Annotated in this window: 20 protein-coding genes; 7 read left to right on the plus strand and 13 right to left on the minus strand. The window is 43.3% G+C overall.

Annotation, left to right across the window (positions count from 1 at the left end; translation table 11 throughout):
- The first annotated feature begins 325 nt into the window (after window positions 1-325).
- Window positions 326-1,270 (plus strand): glutaminase A, encoded by a 945-nt coding sequence (glsA, locus tag ACRRU2_RS26515; protein ID WP_432506300.1) that lies wholly within the window; start codon window positions 326-328, stop codon window positions 1,268-1,270.
- 116 nt (window positions 1,271-1,386) lie between these two features.
- On the opposite strand, the gene ACRRU2_RS26520 is transcribed toward glsA, so the two are convergent.
- The 7 genes from ACRRU2_RS26520 to ACRRU2_RS26550 all read right to left on the minus strand — a co-directional run bounded on the left by ACRRU2_RS26520 (window position 1,387) and on the right by ACRRU2_RS26550 (window position 8,576).
- Complete coding sequence (locus ACRRU2_RS26520; RefSeq protein WP_432506302.1) at window positions 1,387-2,298, minus strand: ROK family protein; 912 nt, start codon at window positions 2,296-2,298, stop codon at window positions 1,387-1,389.
- 25 nt (window positions 2,299-2,323) lie between these two features.
- Window positions 2,324-3,148, minus strand: coding sequence for a MurR/RpiR family transcriptional regulator (locus ACRRU2_RS26525; RefSeq protein WP_331700826.1), 825 nt, complete (start codon window positions 3,146-3,148; stop codon window positions 2,324-2,326).
- Window positions 3,126-3,836: an N-acetylmannosamine-6-phosphate 2-epimerase gene (locus ACRRU2_RS26530; protein ID WP_331700827.1), complete on the minus strand. Its 711-nt coding sequence runs from the start codon at window positions 3,834-3,836 to the stop codon at window positions 3,126-3,128. The genes ACRRU2_RS26525 and ACRRU2_RS26530 overlap by 23 nt, the downstream gene beginning before the upstream one ends.
- Window positions 3,837-3,883: 47 nt before the next feature.
- Window positions 3,884-5,422 carry a DUF4127 family protein gene (locus ACRRU2_RS26535; RefSeq protein ID WP_432506305.1) on the minus strand — a complete coding sequence of 513 codons (1,539 nt, stop codon included), beginning with the start codon at window positions 5,420-5,422 and terminating at the stop codon, window positions 3,884-3,886.
- Window positions 5,423-5,453: 31 nt separating this feature from the next.
- The gene (locus tag ACRRU2_RS26540; protein WP_331700829.1) at window positions 5,454-6,296 is read right to left on the minus strand and encodes a carbohydrate ABC transporter permease; all 843 of its coding nucleotides are present in this window, start codon (window positions 6,294-6,296) and stop codon (window positions 5,454-5,456) included.
- Entirely contained in the window at window positions 6,296-7,180 is an 885-nt protein-coding gene (locus tag ACRRU2_RS26545) for a carbohydrate ABC transporter permease (protein ID WP_331700830.1), read from the minus strand. The genes ACRRU2_RS26540 and ACRRU2_RS26545 overlap by 1 nt, the downstream gene beginning before the upstream one ends.
- A gap of 79 nt (window positions 7,181-7,259) precedes the next feature.
- The gene (locus tag ACRRU2_RS26550; RefSeq protein WP_331700831.1) at window positions 7,260-8,576 is read right to left on the minus strand and encodes an ABC transporter substrate-binding protein; all 1,317 of its coding nucleotides are present in this window, start codon (window positions 8,574-8,576) and stop codon (window positions 7,260-7,262) included.
- 345 nt (window positions 8,577-8,921) lie between these two features.
- On the opposite strand from ACRRU2_RS26550, the gene ACRRU2_RS26555 reads away from it, so the two are divergent.
- Entirely contained in the window at window positions 8,922-9,707 is a 786-nt protein-coding gene (locus tag ACRRU2_RS26555; protein WP_432506308.1) for a Cof-type HAD-IIB family hydrolase, read from the plus strand.
- A 157-nt stretch (window positions 9,708-9,864) separates the two neighbouring features.
- Here ACRRU2_RS26555 and ACRRU2_RS26560 read toward each other — a convergent pair whose 3' ends face one another.
- Window positions 9,865-11,754 carry an ABC transporter ATP-binding protein gene (locus tag ACRRU2_RS26560; RefSeq protein WP_432506310.1) on the minus strand — a complete coding sequence of 630 codons (1,890 nt, stop codon included), beginning with the start codon at window positions 11,752-11,754 and terminating at the stop codon, window positions 9,865-9,867.
- Window positions 11,747-13,477, minus strand: coding sequence for an ABC transporter ATP-binding protein (locus ACRRU2_RS26565; RefSeq protein ID WP_432506312.1), 1,731 nt, complete (start codon window positions 13,475-13,477; stop codon window positions 11,747-11,749). The genes ACRRU2_RS26560 and ACRRU2_RS26565 overlap by 8 nt, the downstream gene beginning before the upstream one ends.
- Before the next feature lie 85 nt (window positions 13,478-13,562).
- Here ACRRU2_RS26565 and ACRRU2_RS26570 point away from each other — a divergent pair, with 85 nt between their 5' ends.
- The 4 genes from ACRRU2_RS26570 (at window position 13,563) to ACRRU2_RS26585 (ending at window position 17,880) form a co-directional block, all read left to right on the plus strand.
- Window positions 13,563-14,453, plus strand: a complete 891-nt coding sequence (locus ACRRU2_RS26570) for a hypothetical protein (RefSeq protein ID WP_432506314.1) — start codon at window positions 13,563-13,565, stop codon at window positions 14,451-14,453.
- Window positions 14,450-15,022, plus strand: a complete 573-nt coding sequence (locus ACRRU2_RS26575) for a hypothetical protein (protein WP_331700836.1) — start codon at window positions 14,450-14,452, stop codon at window positions 15,020-15,022. Before ACRRU2_RS26570 ends, ACRRU2_RS26575 begins: the two co-directional genes overlap by 4 nt.
- Window positions 15,023-15,407: 385 nt before the next feature.
- Complete coding sequence (locus ACRRU2_RS26580; protein ID WP_432506316.1) at window positions 15,408-16,328, plus strand: GGDEF domain-containing protein; 921 nt, start codon at window positions 15,408-15,410, stop codon at window positions 16,326-16,328.
- Window positions 16,329-16,431: 103 nt separating this feature from the next.
- Window positions 16,432-17,880 (plus strand): SpoVR family protein, encoded by a 1,449-nt coding sequence (locus ACRRU2_RS26585; protein ID WP_432506330.1) that lies wholly within the window; start codon window positions 16,432-16,434, stop codon window positions 17,878-17,880.
- Window positions 17,881-18,026: 146 nt separating this feature from the next.
- Here ACRRU2_RS26585 and ACRRU2_RS26590 read toward each other — a convergent pair whose 3' ends face one another.
- Window positions 18,027-19,091, minus strand: coding sequence for a Gfo/Idh/MocA family protein (locus ACRRU2_RS26590; RefSeq protein WP_432506318.1), 1,065 nt, complete (start codon window positions 19,089-19,091; stop codon window positions 18,027-18,029).
- Window positions 19,092-19,258: 167 nt separating this feature from the next.
- Entirely contained in the window at window positions 19,259-20,026 is a 768-nt protein-coding gene (locus ACRRU2_RS26595) for a sugar phosphate isomerase/epimerase family protein (RefSeq protein ID WP_432506320.1), read from the minus strand.
- Between the two features lie 162 nt (window positions 20,027-20,188).
- Between ACRRU2_RS26595 and ACRRU2_RS26600 the strand changes: the two genes are divergently transcribed.
- Window positions 20,189-20,992: an AraC family transcriptional regulator gene (locus ACRRU2_RS26600; protein WP_331700840.1), complete on the plus strand. Its 804-nt coding sequence runs from the start codon at window positions 20,189-20,191 to the stop codon at window positions 20,990-20,992.
- A 73-nt stretch (window positions 20,993-21,065) separates the two neighbouring features.
- Here the strand turns inward: ACRRU2_RS26600 and ACRRU2_RS26605 are convergent, their stop codons facing one another.
- Both ACRRU2_RS26605 and ACRRU2_RS26610 read right to left on the minus strand, forming a co-directional pair.
- A complete protein-coding gene (locus ACRRU2_RS26605) occupies window positions 21,066-21,596 on the minus strand; it encodes a YhcN/YlaJ family sporulation lipoprotein (protein ID WP_331700841.1) in 531 nt (176 codons plus the stop codon).
- A gap of 80 nt (window positions 21,597-21,676) precedes the next feature.
- On the minus strand, window positions 21,677-23,572 hold the full coding sequence (locus ACRRU2_RS26610) for a PrkA family serine protein kinase (RefSeq protein ID WP_331700842.1): 1,896 nt from the start codon (window positions 23,570-23,572) through the stop codon (window positions 21,677-21,679).
- Between the last annotated feature and the right edge of the window lie 225 nt (window positions 23,573-23,797).

A 23,797-nucleotide genomic window follows, 5' to 3' on the forward strand; every position in this document is an offset into this window, starting at 1 on the left:
ATTGTATTGCTATCTATTCATCCGAGGATGAATAGGGCATTTCACTCGTTGTTCAGTTTTCAAAGAACAAATTCTTTTTTCATTCCCTAGGCTATTTCGTAACAGCCAGGAATTAGAATATATCATATTAAGTCGAATCTTGTCAACAATTATTTTTAATATTATTTTTAATTACGAATTTATTTGTGCTCCAAAACGTAATTTTTAATATTTATTTAAATTAGCTGACAAAATAAGACTATACACGAATATTTTCTGTTTGTAAACAACTTTTTTAAAAAAATATAAAAATCATTTGTTTTATGAAAGGCAGGCTGTGCTGTTTATGGAAAGCGATAACGAATGGGATATTTTAAAAACTGAATTGCCGCGATGGATTGACGCTGCTATACCCTTCACCCTGCAAGGCAAGGTCGCTTCATATATACCTGAGCTGAGCAAAGCTTCTCCCAATGCCCTTGGCATTGATATTGTAAATACTGAGGGAGAGCGTATAAGCGCAGGTGATGCGTCACAGCCGTTCACTCTTCAAAGTATTTCTAAAGTCTTCACATTACTGTTAGCTCTAATGGATCACGGAGAAAATAAAGTGTTTGAAAAAGTCGGCATGGAGCCGACCGGCGATAAATTTGATTCTATGCTCAAGCTTGAGCTTGTGCAGCCTGGCATTCCCTTTAATCCGCTTATTAATGCTGGCGCGATCGTCGTCTCTTCTATGGTTAAAGGAAGTACCCAGGAAGAAAAATCAGCACGGATTCTGCAATTTATCCGCACCTTAGCCGCGAATCCCGATTTGAACTATGACATGCCAGTCTACCGTTCTGAAGCAGAATCAGCCGATTTGAACAGGGCGATCGCATACATCCTAAAAGACAATCGTGTAATAACCGGTAATGTTGATGAAATATTGGATATATACTTTAGACAATGCTCCATTCTTGTCACCTGTACTGAGCTTGCACGCATGGCGCTTGTGCTTGCCTGCAACGGATTTGATCCTATTCTAAAAAAGCAGCTCGTCCCCAAACGTTATGTGCAAATCGCAAAAACGTTCATGATTACTTGCGGCATGTATGATGCTTCTGGCGAATTCGCCATTCAAGTCGGATTACCGGCAAAAAGCGGCGTTTCCGGCGGTGTCTTGTCTCTGCTCCCAAATCGCTATGGCATAGGTGTATTAGGGCCTTCATTAAATGCAAAGGGCAACAGCATCGCTGGTGTACATTTGCTTAAAATGATTTCAAAGGAACGAAATTGGAGTATATTTTAACTATTAACAATAGCTGTCAGCAATGTCATGCCGGATAAATAAACTTAGCATTATAAATTAAAAGAGATATCGTTCAACTGCCTACCTCATTAGGCAGCTGAACGATATCTCCAGCTTTAATTATTGCTGGCTATGAATTGCAATGCCAGCTTAGCTGCGCCAAAGCAGCCCGCATCATTGCTAAGCTTGGCAGGCAGAACGGAAAGCTCCGTACCGTTATTCCTCAGCTTGTCAATATGCTGCTCCAGCCTGTACCACCAGTTCTCGCTCGAATCAATAACTCCTCCGCCTACAATAAAGGCATCCGGATCAATCCCGAGCTGCAGGTTGCCAAGAAAAATAGCAAGCTGCTCCACATAGCGGTCCATTACTTCATTAGCAGCAGAGTTGCCCTCATACACGTCCTGCATAAACTCAAGGCCGTCTTTGTAAGCTTTCCCTACACGCTCGGAAGCTATTCTTGTCAGGCTATTGCCAGATAAATACTGCTCGACACAGCCTATGCGCCCGCAATTGCAAGGCGTTCCGCCCGGAACCAGTACGACATGTCCCCATTCTCCGCCATTCCAATTTTTCCCGCGGACAAGCTTCCCGTCGATTAGATTCGCTCCTCCAACACCTGTTCCAAGAGTAATCATAATAATATTATCGAACCCTTGGCCAGCGCCAAGCCAAGCTTCGCCAAGCAAAGCAGTGTTCGCATCATTATCTACTACTACAGGCAGCTGATACTGCTTGCTTAATATATCTGCCAAGGGCGTTCCCTGCCAGCCGGGCAAATTGTCCGTGGCAAACACAACCTCGCCCGTATGGACATTAATTCTTCCGGCGGATCCGATACCGATAGCCTGAACAGCTTGAAACTCATTGCGGAGCTGTACAATAGCCTGATTGACTGTTTCCAGAATAGCTGTTTGGCCGCGGGAAGCATCCGTCGGGAGCTTGCAGCTTGCCAATAGTGAGCCGGATTCATCTGTAACAATCCCTTTAATCGATGTACCGCCTATATCTATTCCGATTACTTGCATTATATTCTCCTCTTTATACATGCAATCAATAGGTTTTATTAATGACCGCTCTTGCTGTCTTCTCTCTCATTTCATTAGAACGCGCGTGGTCTTTGCGCGCCAAGCCTTCGCATATAAGATCAATAAGAAACATTTGCGAAACTTTAGCGCCGATAGAGCCGCCTTCTAAAGGAGATTCTTTACCCGCTGTCAACAGAACAATATCAGCTACCGAAGTAATCGGCGATTTGGCATAGTTGGTCATAGCAATTACGGTCGCCCCGCTTTGCTTTGCTTTGGTAAGCACATCTATCGTATCCAGCGTGCTTCCGCTTAAGCTGATCCCGAACGCTACGTCGCCTTTCCTCATTTGTACGGCCAGCATGGCTTGAAAATGCGTATCTGTCATCGCTTCTGCGCGATGTCCGATGCGCAGCAAACGAGATTTTGCATCCAATGCTATGATACCCGATGAGCCCACGCCAAAAAATTGCACCTGATCTGCAGCATCAATCGCATCAATCGCCTGATCCAAAACAGCACGATTCAAAAGGCTCATGCTATTGTTCAATATATCAATCGTCTCATTAAGCACGATTTGGGTAAAGTCGTCTGTCGAAGGTTGATGCTCTTCATTTTTTCTTGTACTTTGATCCTGCGCCAAAGCCAGCTTGAAATCCTGGTAGCCTTTAAATCCAATTGTCCGGCAGAAACGCATAACTGTAGTCTCGCCTACACCGGCAAGCTCAGCAAATTCAGTAACAGATAGGAAAATAATGTCTTCCGTTCTCTCCAGCAAGCAATCTGCTACTTTTTTTTCTGATTTTGTAAATGATGGATAATAAGTGCTAACCCGTAATTTCATCTCCATCGAACCGAGTTCTCCTCCTATTTGCTATAGCGGTAAATTCTTGTGTAATCAATTGGGGTCTAGTAATTGCGCCTCCAACTACGACACAATGTGCGCCAGCCTCAAACATTTTGTCCACTTGACTTGGCATTTTAATTCTACCCTCAGCAATAACAGGGATGGAAAGTTCATGAACCGCTTTTTCTACCAAATCAAAATCTGGTCCTGACTGCTGCGGAGAATAAGGCGTATATCCCGACAAAGTCGTTGAGACGCAATCGACGCCAAGCTTTTCAGCATAAATCGCTTCCTCTAATGTAGACACATCGGCCATAATATACACATTATTATTCTTCATATAGCTTACCATACTTTCTAATGTACAGTCCTCAGGTCTTTTTCGATTTGTTGCATCAAAAGCAATCATATCCACTCCAGCAGCTAGCAGTTCATCTACTTCTTTGTAGGTAGGAGTAATGTAGACGTCCGACCCTTCATAATCTCGCTTTACGATCCCGATCACAGGAAGCGGAACTGCCTTTTTTATCGCTATAATGTCTTCCTTGGAGTTAGCTCTAATCGCAATAGCTCCACCTTGCTTTGCAGCAACCGCCATTCGAGCCATAATTTCAGAACCGTGAAGCGGTTCATCCGGTAACGCTTGACAAGATACTACAATTCCATCTTTTAATCGATCAGTAAGTTTCATTATAACTTCCACCTTAATCAAATCTATAATTATTATTACACCTACTGTTACCGATCCGGAATTTGGCTCTGAACACGTACAGATAACCCTACTTCAAACATTCGGTTCCAAGGCATATATACATCTTGAATATGAATGACATGCCGCTCATCGTTAATGTTCGTTATCACAAATTGTAATAATTCATCCTTAACAATAGTCGAAATGCTGCCTCTCTCACCATCCACTCCAAAATAAGATAAACCTTTTTCTTTGACCGCACCTAACGCAACTGCTCTTCGTACTTTGCTGCAATAGCCTAAATCCTCTGTATAACGAAGGGCTAAAAAGTTTAGATGCTCTTGCGAGTTTCCATAAATATGATAAATCATCATTTGTGCTATAACGGTACCAAGCGTGTTCGAGCTTGTATTCCAGCCGGCATATCCAGCAATATCAAACAACATATTTTTTTGCTTTAACAATTTCAGAAGCTGCAAATCTCCGCCGTTGGCATACGCCACATCAGCAATAGCTACAGGCTTTGCAAATCTTTTCTGAATGAAGCTGCCATATTCGACTAGCTCTATCGTATTTCTCATAACCTGATAGCCGAGATCGGTTTGAAGCTGATCGTTTGCTTCAAGCATGCGGTCGCCCGGGGCATTTACAAGCAGTACACAATCCGCCTCTTGCGCTGATGAGGCGATTTGACCGCCGGCAGCCAATATTTGATATTTAATGCTTTCAAATAACGGCCTATCTTCATATAAAGGGATAATGGCTGCAGAATTAACTCCTGACAAACGCGGATACACGTATGGTGTAACATTGTTAAATTCATTCAGCATTCTAGCCATCAGCGTACAGCCCGCCTCATCGGCGCCTGGATACATCAAAGCTCTCAGTTCCACATTATGCTCGGCGATTTTATCTCGCACCTTTTGCTGATCTAGCGCCGTTAAGCCAAATGGTGCAGAATCGTCTTGCGGAATAATAAGAAAATCCACGATTCCTTCTTCCACATAGCCTAGCATTTTTTGGTTTGCTTGAATATTAATGCTCCGTCTGCCCAAATAATCTTGCATAAATGGCTCCGGCACCGCGCCTTCAAGTCTGGCCAGCTCTTCTAATTCCTGCTCAGTTGCTAAATTTAATTGCTTGCGATGTGACAAATAGCCTGTCAAAAATATTTCGCGGCCATAGTCCTCGTAGTAATCAGGCTCTTCATCGGAGCTTGAATAACGAGGGCATCGCATGATTAAATGAAAAGCAAATATTTTGAGCTTTGGATTGCTAGATTTCAGCAATCGCAATTTCTCAAGCGCAAGCGAGCATTCTTCAGCTGTTAACGAATGCAAGCGAGACGGGATAATGCCGCCGTAAAGCAGTGTGTCAATAGAAACGATTAGTCCGTCTGCATCCTTGCACTGTTCCTCCAGCCATTGCCCAATCGCTTCCACATTACCAGGCTTTTTTTTCTTGCCCATAATAGAAAGGTCAGGGCGTACAACTTCTGTCGAAGTGCCGCTTGCAAGCAAGTAAGGAAATTCGTAGTTGCAAGGTCGTTCGTCTAGTGGCAAATAAGCTATTTTCACTTTTACCATCCTCACAATATCTGGTGCGTATTTATAGTAATCAGCCTTTTACAGCTCCAGATATTCCTTCCATATAATATTTTTGCGTGAACAAGAACACTATAATAATAGGAATAACTGATATAATTGTTCCTGCTGCAATCCAGCCAAAGTTGTAGGAGAATTGTCCATTCAAATACGTAAGCGCAGAAGCGATCGGATATTTACTCGGATCATTCAATACGACAATCGGCCATAAGAAGTTGTTCCAGTATGCCATCGTCTCGAGCAAGGTAATAACAGCAATACCCGGCTTCACAACCGGAAGCATCAATTGCCACCATACACGAAACTCAGATGCGCCATCGATTTTACCGGAATCGCGAATATCATCAGGAACACCCATAAACGTTTGACGCATAAGGAAAATGTTAAATACGGTTACAGCCGACGGCAAAACAACACCGACAAACGTATCGAGCACGCCGAATGTACGCAGCGTCAAATAATGAACAATCATTGCAGTCGATGATGGAATAATCATCGTTGACACTAGAAAAGCAAATACAGCATTTCTGCCCTTGAACTGCAGCTTGGCAAGCGGATATGCCGTAGAGCAGGCCAATAAAATATTAATGACTACGCCCATTATTGTGATAATCAGCGTATTCCCAATATATCTAGGGAAGTTCATATATTCCCAAACTTCTGTATAGTTCGTGAACTTAATAAATGTCGGGAAAATGACTGGCGGGAATGTAAAAACGTTTTTCCCGGGCATGAGCGATGCGCTGAGCATCCATAGGAACGGTCCCATCATAACGATTGCGAGCAAGATTAATAGAGCATAACCAACGCCGTAATTAACGAATTTAGTAAGTTGTTTTAATGTTTTATTATTCATTAGTACGGATTGACACCACCCTTTTGATTAAACTTGAACACAACAACGCTTAGCAGACCAACAACAACACTTACTATCAAGCCAAGAGCTGATGCATAACCAAAGTTGAATTGCTCGATCCCTTGCTGATAAATGTACAAGCTCGTTGTCAGTGTGGCATTTCCTGGGCCGCCTTTTGTTAAAACGAACATTTCGTCAAAAACCCTGATGGCTCCCATTAAGGAAATCAAGCTGCAGAAAAATACATAAGGTTTCAGCAATGGAATTGTAATTTTTCTTATAACTTGAAATTTGCTGGCGCCGTCGATTGTAGCAGCTTCATACATATCATTTGGAATAGCCTGAAGACCTGCCAAATATAGCATCATGTAGTAGCCTAAGCCTTTCCACATGGTAATAAACATAAGGACAAATAAAGCGGTGCTGCTGCTGGAAAGCCAGCCTACTCTTTGATCAATAATGCCTAGCTCCATGAGCACATAGTTAATAATTCCATTATTACTAAGCAGCCAATTCCAGATTAATGCTACTGCAACCATAGAGGTTACTACAGGTACGTAATAAGCTGTTCTGAAATATTTAATGCCTGGCAATTTGGTGTTTACTAAAATCGCCATCATAATAGACAAAATTTGAATAATTGGAACGATAATAATATACAAAACGGAATTTTTTAAAGCGGCAATAAAGCTTGGATCACTAAAAGCTCGTTTAAAATTGGTAAAACCAATAAACTTCGTTTCTCCCAAAACAGAGTAGTTGGTCAATGCCAAAGGTATACTGTACAGAATGGGCCAGACAACGAATATAGCAAGCACCAAAAGCCCCGGAGCCATAAAAGACCAAGCTGTTAACGAATCGTTATTTAGCCGTCTAGTACGCATAAACTTACGTCACCTCAATCGACATCTTTATTAGTGATACAAGGGGAGCTCGCACTCCCCTTGTATGGTCTCTGTCAAATTATTTGTCCAGCTTAAGAAGGTTGTTTACATCTTCAGCTGCTTTTTCCAATGTCGCTTTTGCATCAGCTTTGTTAAGAATGATTTGCTCAAGCGCAGCATTAACTGTGCTGTTGATATCAGCTACGCGAGCAACTCCAAGCGTATACTCAGATGCATGCTCAAGGCCAGAAACGGTTGCAACTTTAGCTTCTGCTTCGATGGATCCGTCAGATTCTGTAAAGAACTTATCCTTCAAAGATTCTTTAGTAGAAGCGATTGTGTTAGCTACTTTAGAGAATTCCAATTGATTAACAGCATTGGTCATGTATGCTGCAAAGTTTGCTGCTTCCTGCTGGTTCTTAGATGCAGAAGGTACTACAAGGTTCATTGTGCCAGAATAGTTTACGTTGCCTTTACCTGTAGGAAGAGCAACAACTTTAGTTTTATCCAGAACATCTTGAGCTGCAGTTTTCATGCGATTAATAAATGTAGGACCTGCAAGCACAAATGCTGTTTGCTCACTCGCATAGAATTGAACTTGAGCGTCAAACTTCGCAATTTCCTTCATAATTACGCCTTCTTCAACTAGCGTCTTGATTTCTTCAGCTGCTGCAATACCTTGCTCAGATGCAAATGCAGCTGCCGTACGGTCTTCAGTCAGAATTGGCACGCCTTCGTTAGCAAGGTGAGATTTTGCAGTGAACTCAGTTGCATAACCTGCAACGCCAGTTTTTTCTTTAATTGTACGAGCCATTTCATGAAGCTCGTCTCTTGTAGCAGGCGCTTTATTCGGATCAAGACCAGCTTTTTCCAGAATTTCTTTGTTCATGAACAATACTTGAATTGAAGTATACCAAGGGAAAGCATATGCTTTGCCGTCAAGTACTGTTGAGTTGTAAATACCGTCAATATAGGAAGATGCCACATCGCTTGAAATGTACTGGCTAATATCAGCCAAAGCACCGACGTTCACCATTTGAAGAGCGATCTCTGTATTCAAGTTAACAACATCCGGAGCTTCGTTGCTTGCGCTGGAAGCTAGCAATTTTGTTTGAATAGCGTCCATTGGATAGTCTTGCCATTTAATTTTTACATTTGGATGCTCGTTTTCATAAGCTGCAATTACACCGTTGATGTAATCGTTAAATGTAGGCTGCAGAGAGATAGTCCAGAAGTTCAACGTTACTTCTTGCGGCTTGGATTCTCCGCCGTTGCCTGCATTATTGCTTGGAGTATTGCCGCCTTCTTGCTTTCCTGAGTTGTTACCGCATGCCGCAACCAAAACCATAGCACTGATTAGCAAAAGTGGTAAAAACCCTTTCAAAACCTTTTTCATTTTAAAAACGCCCTTTCTTAATCATGTTGTCTTTCAGCAAGAATGCTAGCATTCTATGTTGTAGAACGTTTTATTTCTGCTAGATTCTTGTTGATGTATTTAATATAGCACATCTTTCGACAACAAAAAAGCATATTTTTTTATTTTTTCTTAAACAAGAAAATATTTTGCTTTTTTTCGGGGGGAATTGTCGTTTTTTCTGTTTCTTTCATATAGAATAGTTATTAATATAGTCATTTGCACTGGAATTTCGGTCATAGTCTGGGCAATTTTTTTATTAATTATGCGCAGCGTATTTCCAACTCCTGCTGTAATGAAATACATTTAATCAGAGGTGGCAAAAAATTGATTTACAAGCTAATTGCAATGGATATGGATGGCACTCTATTAACTGACGATAAGCAAATCTCACCTGCTAACTGGCATTGGATACAGGAAGCAGAAAAGCATGGCATCATGATTATGCTTACTACAGGCAGAGGCTTTCAAAATATTAAGCCCTATCTTGATGTGCTTCCATCTCACCCCCCGATCGTGGCGACTAACGGAGCTGAGGTTTGGAGCACGCCAACTACGATACTGCATAGGCATGTTATTCCATGGGAAACGATCAAGCAGCTTAGAGAAATTGCACTTGAGCTAGAAGAAATTTGGTACTGGGCTTATAACACGGAGGAGCTTGTTCGAAAAGATACATGGGATACGATGGAAGGGCATGCGGATTCTATTTGGGTTAAATTTGGCTTCGCAACCAACAATCAAGAGCTGCTGTCGAAGCTGGATACTAAACTGAAGGATGTTAAAGGGATAGAGGTAACGAGTTCGAATGACACCAACCGCGAAATATCGCTGCAGGGCATTTCAAAAATAAGCGGCATTCAAGCAATTTGCAATTATAAAGGCATTTCATTAAAGGAAACGGTAGCAATAGGTGATGGAGAAAATGATATTACGATGCTGAAGGCATGCGGACTTGGCATAGCGATGGAAAACGCTGCTGATTACGTCAAGCAGCATGCTGATCTGCTTACGGCGTCCAATGAAAATGACGGCGTTGCCAAATTGATTCAGTTTGTAATTGAGCACAATAAAAAATACAATTCGCTTCTAAAAGAGAAGATTCATTCATGACGATACGCTTGGCTGCAGCAACTTGATACAGGAGCCAAATTCCCTTCCGGCAGCTAAGGGCATTATTACTGATTTCCAGGCAAAGCCCGCCAACTCTTGCAAGACTAAGCGGCAGAAAATAAAAAAACAGTGAGGCGAATGAGCAGCCGCAGGCCGCTTACATCGCTTCACTATTTTTTTCTGCGCCATGGATTAGTCCATAGTAGTATCCTTTAGCCTTCAACAGCTGTTCATGGCTTCCCTGCTCTACAATTGTTCCGGCTTGAATGACAACGATGCGGTCGGCATGCTTTATCGTATTCAAGCGGTGTGCAATGACGAAGCAAGTTCTTCCCTTCATCAGCCTTTGCAGAGCTTCCTGTATTTTAATTTCGGTAAACGTATCAATATTGCTGGTAGCCTCATCCAGCACCAATATTTTGGGATCGGCCAATATAGCCCGCGCAATCGCCAATAGCTGCTTTTGTCCTTGGCTTATGCCGTCTCCGCCCAACTTCAGCCGCGTATGATAGCCGCCAGGCAATCGGCGGATAAAGCTGTCTGCATTGGCAAGTCTAGCTGCCTGCACAACCTGCTCCTCACTTGCATCCATCCGTCCATAGACGATATTCTCATAAATCGTACCCTCGAATAAATAAGGATCCTGCATAACGTAGGCCATATGCGATCGCATGCTTTCTCTAGTTACAAGCCTGATATCAACGCCATCAATTTTAATGGCTCCTTTCGTTGGATTATAAAATCTGGCCAACAGATGAATCAACGTCGATTTGCCGGCGCCAGTCGGCCCAACGAGAGCTATCATCTCACCTTCAGCAGCATGAAACGATATATTGTGAATTAATGGATTATTTTCCTCGTAAGCGAAGCATACATTGTCAAATTCAACATGCCCTTTAATTTCTGACAAAGCCTTTGCGTCCGCTTCGTCGTCATTTTCTTCAGGTTCATCCAGCACCTCAAATACTCGTTCTGCTCCTGCAATAGCAGAAAGCAGCGTATTCCATTGATTTGCCAAATCATTAAGCGGCCGGGTAAACTGGCGAGAATATTCAGCAAACATAATAATAACTCCGACTGTAATGCCATGCCCGTTAATAACTAGAATAGCGCCAACTCCAGCAATAAGCGCAAAGCTTAAATTGTTCAAACCGTTCATCAGCTTCGGAATAAAGCCGGAAATTGCCTGTGCCCAAAACCCTGAAACACGGATTCGCTCATTGCGCTCCTTGAAATGATCGATAACATTTTGCTCCTGCGAGAACAATTTGACGATGCGCTGGCCTGACAAGGTTTCCTCTACATAACCATTAATATCGCCCAAGTTGCACTGCTGCGTTTTAAACATGCGGCTTGTCCGATTCGTTATCCATTTCATGCCTAAAAATAATAGCGGAACAATAATAAAAGACAACAGCGTCAGCAATGGGCTGATCGAGATCATCACAACGGCTATGCCTATTAGCAGCAAGCCGCTTGAAAAAATTTGGACAACGGAGCTGTTTAGCGAGTTGCTCACATTTTCAATATCGTTAGTCATGCGGCTCATCAGCTCGCCATGCTGTCTTTTGCTGAAATAAGGTATGGAAAGCTTATGAAACTTGGAAAATAGCTCCTTTCTCATTTTAAAAACGGTTTGCTGAGAAATCGAGATCATCCAAATATTTTGGAACCATAAAACTACGGATTGTAAAATATACACCGCCGCAAGGCCAACCAGAAAAAGGACAAAGCCGCTGCTATGCTCCATAATATATCGGTCGATCGCTACTCCTATCAAATAAGGCCCCGCTATGGAGAGGACTGAGCTTAATAAAATCATGATCAGGACAGCAAATAATCTTACTTTATGTTCGATCAAATAGCTCCAAATCCGCTGCAGCGTTTGCTTGCTCTTCTCTGGGCGTTTACGCTTTGCACTTTTACCGGCCGCTGTTATTTTATCTGCATTTTGCTGGCTTGCGTTTTTAACTTCACCTGCTTCTGTCGTCTTGAACACGACTTCCGGCTTCGGATATTTGAAAGGGTCTGTTAAGTTTTTAAGCATGCTTCAGCTCCTCCCTGCTTTGCTGAGATTCACATATATGACGATAGAGCTTGGATTTCTCCAATAAAAGCTCATGCGTGCCTTGCTCCAGCAGCTTGCCGTCATCAAGCAGCAATATATGGTCTGCATTGCGATTAGTACTTATTTTTTGTGTTACAAGAAGTATCGTGCATTTTATTTCTTTCAACGCCGTAAGCAGCGCTCTTTCAGTATTGGCATCAAGGGCGCTCGTGCTGTCATCCAGCAATAGAATGGATGGCTTGCGTATAATGGCGCGCGCAATCGTCACCCTTTGCTTTTGGCCGCCCGATAAATTCACGCCCATTTGGCCGATCCACGTATCATACTGTTTCGGAAGCTGCATGATCGTGTCATGGATTTGAGCAAGCTTGGCTGCTTCGATGACCTCATCCATGCTAGCCTCCTTCTTGCCCCAGCGAATATTGTCAGCTATCGTGCCGGAAAACAGGATAAGCTCCTGTGGGACAAACCCGATCCCGCTTCTTACATCATGCAGCTTCAATTGCTGGATATTGCGTCCATCGATTAATATGCTTCCTTCCTCGATTTCAAACAATCGCGGAAGCAGCTGCAGCAATGAGGTTTTGCCGGAGCCTGTTGCGCCCATAATGGCAATCGTCTCCCCCGGCCTCGCGTGAAAAGAAATTTCTGATAATGTTCTTTCATTCGTTTCCGGATATCGGAAGGACACCTGTTCAAACTTAATTTCGCCTTGTGCATTTTTTTTGCTGCTATCTTTCAGTCCAGCTTGTGCCGTCTCCTCTTCAGCCTCCATCACCTCTTCAATTCTCAAGCCGGATGCCCTTGCTCTGGAAAAGTTCACAACAATCATAGACATGATCGATAGTATGCCAGTAGTCCGTATCGCATAATTTACTACAGCGACCACTTCTCCTGCCGATGCCTCACTGAGCTCAAGCTGCGCCCTGCCGAACCATAGAATAAGCAATACACTGATATTCATAACAAATAAAATGACTGGGAGAGCAAGCTCCGTTAATTTCATCGCTGATACTGTACGATCCTTCAACTCGCTTGTTGTGCTTGAAAAACGGCCTTCCTCATATTTTGAACGTAAAAAAAGCCTTACTAGGCGAATCCCCATTAAATTTTGCTGCAGAACGCTATTAACATGATCCACTTTTTGCTGCACCAAACGAAACAGTGCCTCCCCGCGCTTCATAACCCAAACTAAAAAAACAAAAAGAAAAGGAATAGCTGCAGCAAACCATATCGCAAGCTTGAAATTGATTATTAGCGAAAATACAACGCTTCCAAGAACAAAAAGCGGTGCCCTCAGCATAATTCTGAGACCCATAAACACAGTATTTTGCAGCTGTACAATATCGTTTGTAAGTCTTGTTATTAGAGATGCTTCAGCGAAGCGGTTAAAGCTGGAAAAGGTTAAAGCCTGCACCTTCTCATACAGCTTTTCACGCAAATCATAGCCAAAGCTTTGGCTAACATGCGCAGAATAAAACGAGCTCAAAATACCCGATCCAAATGAAACAGCAGTACACGCCAGCAAAATGCCGCCCCACAGCATCACGATTTGCAAATTCGAAGCCGCAATGCCTTCATCAATAATTTTGGCAATCATATAAGGCTGCAGCAGCTCGATCATCAGCTCGATAAACATCAGCCCGACTGCTACCAGAGCAGCTGCTCGATATTTTTTTAGAAAACGGAATATAATTCGCATTGCTTTACGTCCACGATCCTCTCTGTCTTTATTGAAAATATTGGCATAATCAGTTAAAGTAAGTTGCAAAGGTGGTGTACAGCGCTTGAAAATACAACCAATGATAATTGCTCTCATCCTTATTATAACTTCATCGGTTGGAATTGGTATATGGAATAATAAAATGCAGCTGCAGGAGCCTATATTTTTGAAGCAATATACCGACCATTTAGCCTATTGGCAGGAGGGTATTTCTATTCAATTTGTAGAAAATAGCGAGACCCGAAATCCTGTGCAATGGGTCGAAATTGAAGGGTTAGAGAACATAGCAAAGATGTCTGACATTCGAGTATTGGACACTTATCCTCAGCAGCTGCTCAAAGAAATCCAGCTTACGATAACGACATCGGATGAAGCTCGGCTCGAACAACTTGTCGGTCAATCCTTCCACAAGGGAAAGGCGCACCTCAAGGACGGCACCACGCAGCAGTTTGATTTGGGAAAGGTGCAATTAAGATCAGCCAAAGGAAACGACAACGATCCGCTGGAATCAATGAGTTCCGGCAGTTCATCCAATAACGAAGGCTTTATTATTTGGAGAGCCAAAGAAGCGATTACAGTTACTCATATTCACATTTCCGAGTCAGAGCTGCTGCAGGAGCATTTGCTTGTCAGCCTTGCGAACAACAAGGAAACAGCAGACGGCATTTACGGTTATCCTGCAGATGGAAATGTCAACGTTATCACTCAGACCGGCAAACCCTTTTATGAGCTGCCATTACCTATTCAGGTAGAGAAAGATGAAGCCCTTCGATTGGAATATAAGTTTACAAATTTTCATCAGCCTGTGAACGTGCTGCAAAACATCGTTATTGAAGGCATTAACCATACTACCAATGAAAACTTCATTTACACTTCAGGCTTCATTCAATACTACGGCAACCGTAATTCCGACAATATCGCCAAATTGCTAAAAGAAACGAGGGCCCGCCAATGATGCCTGCAGCTTTTAAGACGATCGCATTCGGATTGCTGCTAGTGATCTTGAATTTTCATATTAACGGGATTGATATACTTCCTGACTGGATTGGTTATCTGCTTATTATAAGAGGCAGTTATGTACTGCGAGAGCAAACAGGCATTCATACGTTTAATTGGATTAAGATTTGCTCAGCAGGCATGCTGATTGTGTACCTGTTGCTAAGTTTTTCGGATCTTCCTGCCAGGCCGCAAATAGTCGATCTGAGCTTTGGATCCATTTTGCAAATGCTAAACAGCATACTGTCGCTCATTAATCTTTACCTCATATGCAGTGCCATTTATATCTATGCTTCCCAGAATCAAAGTCTGGATATTGCTAACAAAGCGAGGCAAAGAGGCTATGCTTATTTGATCGTCAACACTTTCACCATTATAGTTACTCCAATTCTAGGCATGTTCTCTGTCGCAGATGGCAGTTTTGCACTATTGCTTACAGCTATTATATTAGTTAACCTGATTATCGTATTTCTCATCGTTATACTTTTATTCCAGGTATCCAAGCTGCCGATGCAAACTGCCGAGTGAAAGTTGCATGAATGGACATGGTCACACGTTCCGTTATTTGCCTAAAAACAGCCATTTTTCTTCATTTCGCGGTCACACATTCCGCTATACGGCTCCAAATGGGGCACTTTCTGCGATTTATGGATCAATAGCGGAACGTCTGTCACTTTGCCGCCTCAAAACTGCAATTTTGAGTGTAATAACGGAACGTCTGACCAGCTAAGATCGCCCTTTCCTGTACAAGGTGCTGGCGACCTTCTTCATTTTTGGCACGCTAATTGTCCCCATAGAAGTTCTCGGCAAGATGCTCCCAGTAAAAGGGGGGGCATCTTTTTTTATATTTCGCATACAACATTATTCAAAAGGGCAATGTAAATAAGTAGAAATAGTAAAGGAGGGATAAGCTATGCTGATGCTGCCACAGCAGCTTATGTCGCTGAAGGAAGCTGCTGCATTGCTTTTCACATTATTGAATCACGCAAAAAGCAGCGCATTATTCGCATCCTTGCATTCGGCTTACGAGCATATTTTGCTGTATTCACAATCGGATCAATTAGCTTCGGCCTGTCCAGATGGCGAGCTGCCAGGACTATCACTTTCATTAGATTCAAAGCTGCATGCTTATCCATCTTCATATACCCTTTATTATACTGCCGCAGACTCTGCATCCGAAATACAACTGCTATTAAAAAAGCTGCAGCGCGATGCAATTGCGCTTACGATATGCCGTCTTCCTATTCATCAAAGCAGCGTTATTATAGGCTCCAGCTATGATGGAGCTGCTGAAAACCAGTCAGAGATCGATCAGAGGCAAAGCCTAAGCATCGCCGCCCAACTCATTTCCCATCTTGTTTTACTGGAGCATGCCAGCATAACAGATGATTTAACTGAGCTTTACAACAAACGCTTTTTAACCTATTTGAAAGCAACGGCAACGAAACAGGAAGGCAGTATCGTTTTTATCGACTTCAACAGCTTCAAGCAAATTAATGATACTTACGGTCATGCCGCTGGCGATGCCGTTCTAAAGGAATCAGCAGCAAGGCTTAAAGCGCAGCTTAGAAAAACGGATCAGCTGATACGCTATGGCGGAGATGAGTTCATCATTTACATACAAGAAAAATTGCATGAAAGCGATTTGGAGGCATTGACGATTAAGCTTCAAGCCGCTTTAAGCGAGCCGATTCCATACGGTGAAAACATAACTATTGATGTAACTGCGAGCTTTGGGTTCAGCATTGGCGATAGTGTAACTGAGAGTATCGATCAGCTTATTAAACAAGCGGACAAAGATATGTATGAAGAAAAGCATAAAAAGGGAATGTAGCCGATTAAGCACTGAAAAAGCTTGTTATGTATTTGAATAACCTCTCCGCATTACTCATATATATTTATGACGTGTTCCAATTCACTGCGAGAGAGGTGCAATGATGTTATTGAGTGAGCAAAAACAACTGGAACGGGCAATTGCTGAAATTACCGAAATAGCGCAAGGCTTTGGTCTTGACTTTTATACAATGCGATATGAAATATGTCCTGCAGATATTATTTATACATTCGGCGCTTATGGCATGCCGACACGCTTCAGTCATTGGAGCTTCGGAAAGTCATTTAATAAAATGAAAATGGAATACGATTTTGGCCTCAGCAAAATTTACGAGCTTGTGATTAACTCCGACCCCTGCTTCGCATTTTTGTTAGACGGAAATTCTCTTATTCAAAACAAACTCATTGTTGCCCACGTACTAGCCCATTCTGATTTTTTCAAAAATAATGCGCGCTTTAGCGTTACGAATCGCAATATGGTAGAGAGCATGTCTGCTACTGCAGACCGCATCCATCAATACGCTATGGAGCATGGCGCAGAGAAAGTGGAGCAATTTATCGATGCTATCCTTGCTATTCAGGAGCATGTTGATCCTACAGTTATTAAGCCCTATCAGCTCGATAAAAAACGGTACATTGAAATGATGAGCAGCGAGAGCAGACAAAAGCCTTCCATTACAGCTCGCAGCAGTTATGAAGATCTATGGCGACTGGACAAGGAGGAAGTGCAGCGCGAAGAGGAGCAGGCCCTTCGCAATGAGGAAAGCAAGAAGTTTCCGCCTAGACCCGAAAAGGATCTTGTCTGGTTTATTGAAGAATATTCCCCAGTTCTGGAGGAGTGGCAGCGAGATGTTTTAACGATGCTGCGGGATGAGATGCTCTATTTTTGGCCGCAGATTGAAACCAAGATTATGAATGAAGGCTGGGCTTCCTACTGGCATCAGCGCATCATTCGCGAGCTTGATTTGACCAGCGACGAAACAATTGAATTTGCCAAGCTCAACTCATCTGTAGTAGTGCCGTCAAGGCATAGTCTTAATCCTTACTATTTAGGCCTGAAAATATTTGAAGATATAGAGAAGCGATGGGACAATCCGACAAAAGAAGAGCAGGAGCGCTTTGGAAGAGTGCCGGGAAAGGGACGCGAAAAAATATTCGAGGTGCGGGAACTGGACTCCGACATTTCCTTCCTGCGCAATTATTTGACAAAGGATCTAGTACGTGAGCTTGATTTGTATATTTTCGAGAAAAAAGGTCCGGAGTGGAAGATTACTGATAAATCGTGGGAACATGTACGAGATCAGCTGGTCACCTCGCGCGTTAACGGCGGTTTTCCAAGCATGCTTGTGAAGGATGGCGACTATAATCGCAACGGTGAGCTTTATTTGATTCACCAATTTGAAGGCACGGAGCTGGACCTCAAGTATATTGAGCGTACTTTGCCATACGTCTATAAGCTGTGGGGAAAAAATGTGCATCTTGAAACTGTAGTGGAAGAGAAGCCTATCGTATTCAGCTGCGACGGAAAAAAGACGAACCGCAAGTTTTTATAGCGGTTGATCATTCTCTCGTGGTCACACTGTCCACACTCCGTCATGCGCATTACTAGCAAATCAAGTATCATCGCATTAGAATATTGCATAGACAGCAAAACAGCTCATACAATCGCATGAGCTGTTTTTTGCTGCTCGTTTCAGAACTACAATACTACCTCTCTGCCCGTTTCAGCGGATTTATAAATTGCTGACAATATTTTGATCATGTCTACTCCATGCTCAGGCGTGAGGATCGGCTCTGCTCGCTTCTGCACAACATCGACGAAATGCTTCAAATGCTCGCCATGCGCAGAAATATCTTTCGATTTGATTACAGGCTTCATATCAATTAGCTGGCCTGCTGTCTCTGAGAATATTTCCAGCTTGTCCTTCTTCAAGCTGAAGCCGGACTTCGTGCCGCGCAGCTCAATGAAGTTCATTTCCTCTCCGATATTGGATGCCCAGCTGAATTCAATCTGCAATGTAGCCCCATTCTCGAACCGAATAAAGCCAATTGCCAAATCCTCAACGTCAAATATGCCGTTTTCCTGCTTCTCACCGAAATTGCTATGAGCGGAATCAGCAACCTCATTATCCGCAAATTTGCAGTACGTCGCGCCGGTTACTGCAACCGGCTTCGGATTGCCCATCAGCCACATCGTCAAATCGATAAAATGAACGCCTAGGTCAATTAGCGGGCCGCCGCCGGACAACTCCTTGGTAGTAAACCAGCCGCCCTTGCCCGGAATGCCGCGGCGGCGAATCCATCCGCAGCGGCCTGTATACAGCTCGCCCATCTGGCCGTCAGCAATTAAAGCCTTCAAATATTGCGAGTTGGGCGTAAAACGGTTATTACGCATCGTCATTAACACTTTGCCGCTTTCCTTCGCGGCATCCGCCATCTTCTGTGCTTCCTCCGGACTGACAGCATCAGGCTTCTCGCAAAATACATGCAAACCTGCGTTCAAAGCTGCAATCGCTACCTTGGAATGATACAGGTTAGGCGTACAAATATCTACAGCGTCAAGCATTTCCTTCTGAAGCATCTCATTATAATCTGTATATACTGCCGGAATATTGTGCTCGCGCGCCAAATTCTCTGCGCGCTCTTTATTAATATCGCAGAGCGCTACAATTTCTACTTCCGGGTGAGCCAGCAGCGGCTCCAAGTGTGCATGTCGAAATATGTTGCCCGTTCCTACTACGCCTAGTCTGATTTTATTAGTCATTTTACTTCCTCCCATATGCTAAATAAACGAATGTACATTTTACATAACCCCTGTAAAGGATAAAATTGGTCTACAAAGGCGGACGCTCCCGCTTCTTGCCCGCAATGAATCGACAGCCTCCTTCTTTTCGCTGCATACTCCAGACTCTATGTTTGAGTGAAATTCATTTAATTACTATTAATTGTTTGAATAGTCTGAACAAGATTCGTATAGCTAGTCTGTACACAATTCATAGGGCTTCCCTGGCAAGCATCCTGCTCTGCCACGTACCACTCAATGCCATGCTGCTCACCCCAACGGATGATCGGGTCGAAAGCAATGCTTCCAGTTCCTATTGGCGCAAACATTTGCTCCTCATCATCAGTCATATCCTTCAGGTGAATAATCGGCATTCTATTCTCAAAAGGGGCAATATAACTTTCAATATCCCTTCCCGCCTTTTTGATCCAGTACACATCAAGCTCAGCGAATATCAAGTTGTCCGGCACTGGCTCTAGCAAATAATTCAGTGCATCCGTCGCCTCAATCATCGTGTCAAATTCAAAAGCATGATTATGATAGCTGATTCTTAAATTACGATCGGCCACTGCCGCGGCTGCTTCGTTTAATTGTTGCCTAATCTTACGATACCCTTCCTCATTGCGCAAATCCGCCGGGAGACTAGGACAAATGATATCTCGGGTCTTAAACAGCAGCGCTTCCTCGGCTACCTGCTCCAGCTCATTAATAATTCGATCGTAGGACACATGCATGCCTGCTGTTTGCAGACCAAGCGAATTAATCAGCTCAGCAAGCTCCTTCGGCTCATACCCATGGTAACCTGCAAGCTGAACGCCGGCCCATCCCATTTCCTTAAGCGCTTTCAAGGTGCCCGGGAAATCCTTGCTGCATTCTTCGCGAAGCGTGTACAGCTGGACAGCTAATTTATGCTGCATTTCTTCATCTCCTATCGCCTTCCATAATATTGCTTTTGCTATTCAGTATACCTGCAAATGCCTAATAAGTCGTTTACCTCTCTTACGAAATTGTTTACTTATCTTACGATTTGCTATACACTCACAGCAAAGCCCAATTCCTTATAGCAGGAGGGACTGCATTTGCATATTGTTACTGCCAACTATATTAAGCATTTTCGTTCCTTTCATTCAAAGCGCAGTTTTTTTCCCAGCCATTATCTTTTAAGACTGCAGGCAGAAGGCACAAGCCAATCTCTAATCAACAATAAGCTGTACACGATAGTGCCAGGCGACTTGCTGCTCGTAAAGCCTAATGACTCCTATGAGCTCCATATACCGATTGATGAGCATTCGCAGGCGTATAGCGCAGATTACTATCTGACCGTTGATACAGCTCAAGCTGACTGGCTGGAAAGCTGGTGGAGCGGCTATGAGCAGCTGTCTCATGTCCATATTGGAGTGGATGAGTTTACGATCAATTATTGGAAGATGCTTATGTACGAAAAACGAAGAGTGAAGGATGCTGATCCCGAACTGCTTACCTATTTGACCAGAAGCCTGCTGCTTCATATTAAACGGATCATTGCTAACCAAGAGTTCAGTATAGGAAATATAAGCGAACGTACTATAGCGAGTCGTATTAAAATGTACATTGAGCGCCATGCGACGGAGCCGTTGACACTAGAAGCGATATCCCGCTATGCCGGCCTTGGCGTCTCAAGGGCATCCCAGCTGTTCCGGGAAACCTACAGGCAATCGATATTTGATTATGTTATTGAGGTTCGGCTCTCGATCGCGCAGGAACGCATCCTGTTTTCAGATACAACCTTGCAGGAAGTGGCCTTTCAATGCGGCTTTGCGAATTATACGCACTTCAACCGCATTTTCCGTTCCCGCTTCGATATGTCGCCGAGCACGTACAAAAAATTGTACAGCCCAAGCTAGTTAAAGAATAGCTCTTCTTTAAAATAAAAAAGCAGGAGTATTCCGCTCAGCGGCTTGCTCCTGCTTTTTAATCTTATCTAGGCGCTGCCATCGACTGTGAGATGGCATTTATAAGGGCTCCCAAATCTTGGCTCACCGATTGTGCATGCATGCCAGGAGCAGCCACTTTGAAAGCTGCCAGCTTGCTGCGCAATTGATCGTCCGAGGTAACATAAAACTTGTACGTAGGATATTGCCAGGATAACGATGAAAGAGTCTGCTTCTCAACCATTTTTTGCTTGCCGTTATTATCAACCTGGATGCCAACGAGAACATCGTTGTTATGCATAACGACTTCCGCAGCCTGAATCCCGTTCATACGCAATACAACCTGCTTCATTTGCTCTTGATTGATACGTCCGCGCCCATCCTCCGTCGCCTTTGGTTGAGCAAAACGCTGCTCATAAGGGGTTCCATCAGCAAGCTGCTGGATGGTGTTCGGCTCTGACAGCTTCTTCACTCGGTTTATCGACTGATTTTTTGCCGTCTGTCCACATGCGCAAGAAAGTAAAATAAGGCTTGTTAATGCAGCAGCAGTATAAAGCTGCGCCCATTGTCGTTTCATTTCAAGCACCTCCGTCTGTATGTTATTAACATTTGCAGAGATGCTTGAATTATTCATCATCGCTTTTATACTTGGCTTGACTAACGATTCAGCAAGCTTCCGACATATCGAAGCAATTCATTAGAGCAAACGGAGCAGTAGCCATGCTCATCCATTAATCTGCGCGTCACCTCATTGATTCGTTTCAACTGGCTTTCATCCGGCGTTTTAGTCGAGGTTGTAATTTTCACAATATCCTTCAAATCAGAGAACAGCTTTTTCTCGACCGCTTCACGCAGCCTTTCATGACTTGTAAAATCAAATTTTTTACCTTTTCTAGAATAAGAGGAAATACGAATAAGTATTTCTTCTCTAAACGCTTTTTTCGCATTTTCCGAAATGCCGATCTGCTCTTCAATCGATCTCATAAGCCGCTCATCCGGGTCCATTTCCTCGCCAGTAAGCGGGTCTTTTATTTTTGTCCAATTGCAATAGGCTTCTATATTGTCCAAATAATTATCAAACAAAGTACGGGCTGACTCCTCATACGAATACACAAAAGCTTTTTGAATTTCTTTTTTAGCCAAATCGTCATATTCCTTGCGTGCAATAGAAATATAATTCAAGTACCGCTCCCGCTCCTCCTTCGTAATAGAAGGATGCTGATCCAGCCCTTCCTTAAGTGCGCGCAGCACATCCAGCGCATTGATGCAAGACATATCCTGCTTGATTAGAGCGCTTGATACTCTGTTAATAACGTAACGCGGGTCTATCCCGGTCATGCCTTCCTCTAAATATTCATTTTGCATTTCCACCAAATCCGCATCCTTGAAGCCTTCAACTTCTTCCCCGTCATACATGCGCATTTTTTTAATGAGATCCATGCCTTGCTTTTTTGTTTCCTTCAACCGGGTAAGTATTGAAAAAATCGACGCCGCGCGCAATGCGTGTGGGGCGATATGGATATGCCTCATATCACTTTGGCCAATCAGCTTCGTCAGTATTTTCTCTTCCTCCGACACCTTGAGATTGTACGGAATCGGCATGACGATCATTCTGGATTGCAGCGCCTCATTCTTTTTATTGCTTATAAACGTTTTATACTCCGTTTCATTTGTATGAGCTACGATCAGTTCATCCGCACTGATTAATGCAAATCTGCCTGCCTTGAAGTTGCCTTCCTGCGTCAATGACAGCAAATGCCATAGAAACTTTTCATCGCATTTGAGCATTTCCTGAAACTCCATTAAACCGCGATTCGCTTTATTAAGCTCGCCGTCAAAACGATATGCCCGGGGATCAGATTCTGAGCCATATTCTGAAATCGTAGAAAAGTCAATGCTGCCGGTAAGATCAGCGATATCCTGCGACTTCGGATCGGAAGGGCTGAAGGTGCCTATTCCTACCCGATTGTCTTCGGAAATAAAAACACGTTCTACCTGCACATCCTCAATAACCCCGTTATAATCAGTTTGCAGCTTCAACTGGCAGGACGGACATAAATTGCCTTCAATGCGAATGGACAGCTCCTTCTCAATTTCCGGCCGCAGTTCATGCGGGATAAGATGCAATGGATCTTCATGCATAGGGCAATCCTTTATCGCATACACCGCACCGCGGTCAGTACGCGAAAAGCGCTCCAGCCCCTTTTTAAGCATCGTAACAATGGTGGATTTCCCTCCGCTTACCGGGCCCATCAATAGCAAAATCCGCTTTCGAACATCTAACCTGCGAGCGGATGAATGAAAATATTCTTCTACCAGCTTCTCTAATGTTTGATCCAGTCCAAATATTTCTTGTTCAAAAAACTTATATCTCTTACGGCCATCTACGTGCTCCACCCCATAAGAAACAATCATTTCGTAGACACGTGAATGCGCCGTCATTGCAGGAGAAGGATCCTTTTTTAATATTTCAATATAATCCTTAAACGACCCTACCCACGCTAACCGTTCACTTTCCGCCTGATACTCCGACAACCGCTTGAAAATATCCATGCTGCGCCTCCTCCCAACGCTTTATAAGTCCGCTATCCTTAAAGGTTTGATCGGGATACTGAACTATTCGCCTCTTCGTTCGACCGCTATAGCCATTCACAACAAATAAATATGAAGTATTACATTTCTATGCTTATCTTCCTAGGAAATTGCCCACTATTTTATTTTGTCTTCCACTTCGTTCTCCAGAATTCGCAATCCTTTGCTATAATAGCTACATATGAA

This window comes from Paenibacillus sp. GXUN7292 (assembly GCF_050864975.1).
GTDB lineage: Bacteria > Bacillota > Bacilli > Paenibacillales > Paenibacillaceae > Pristimantibacillus.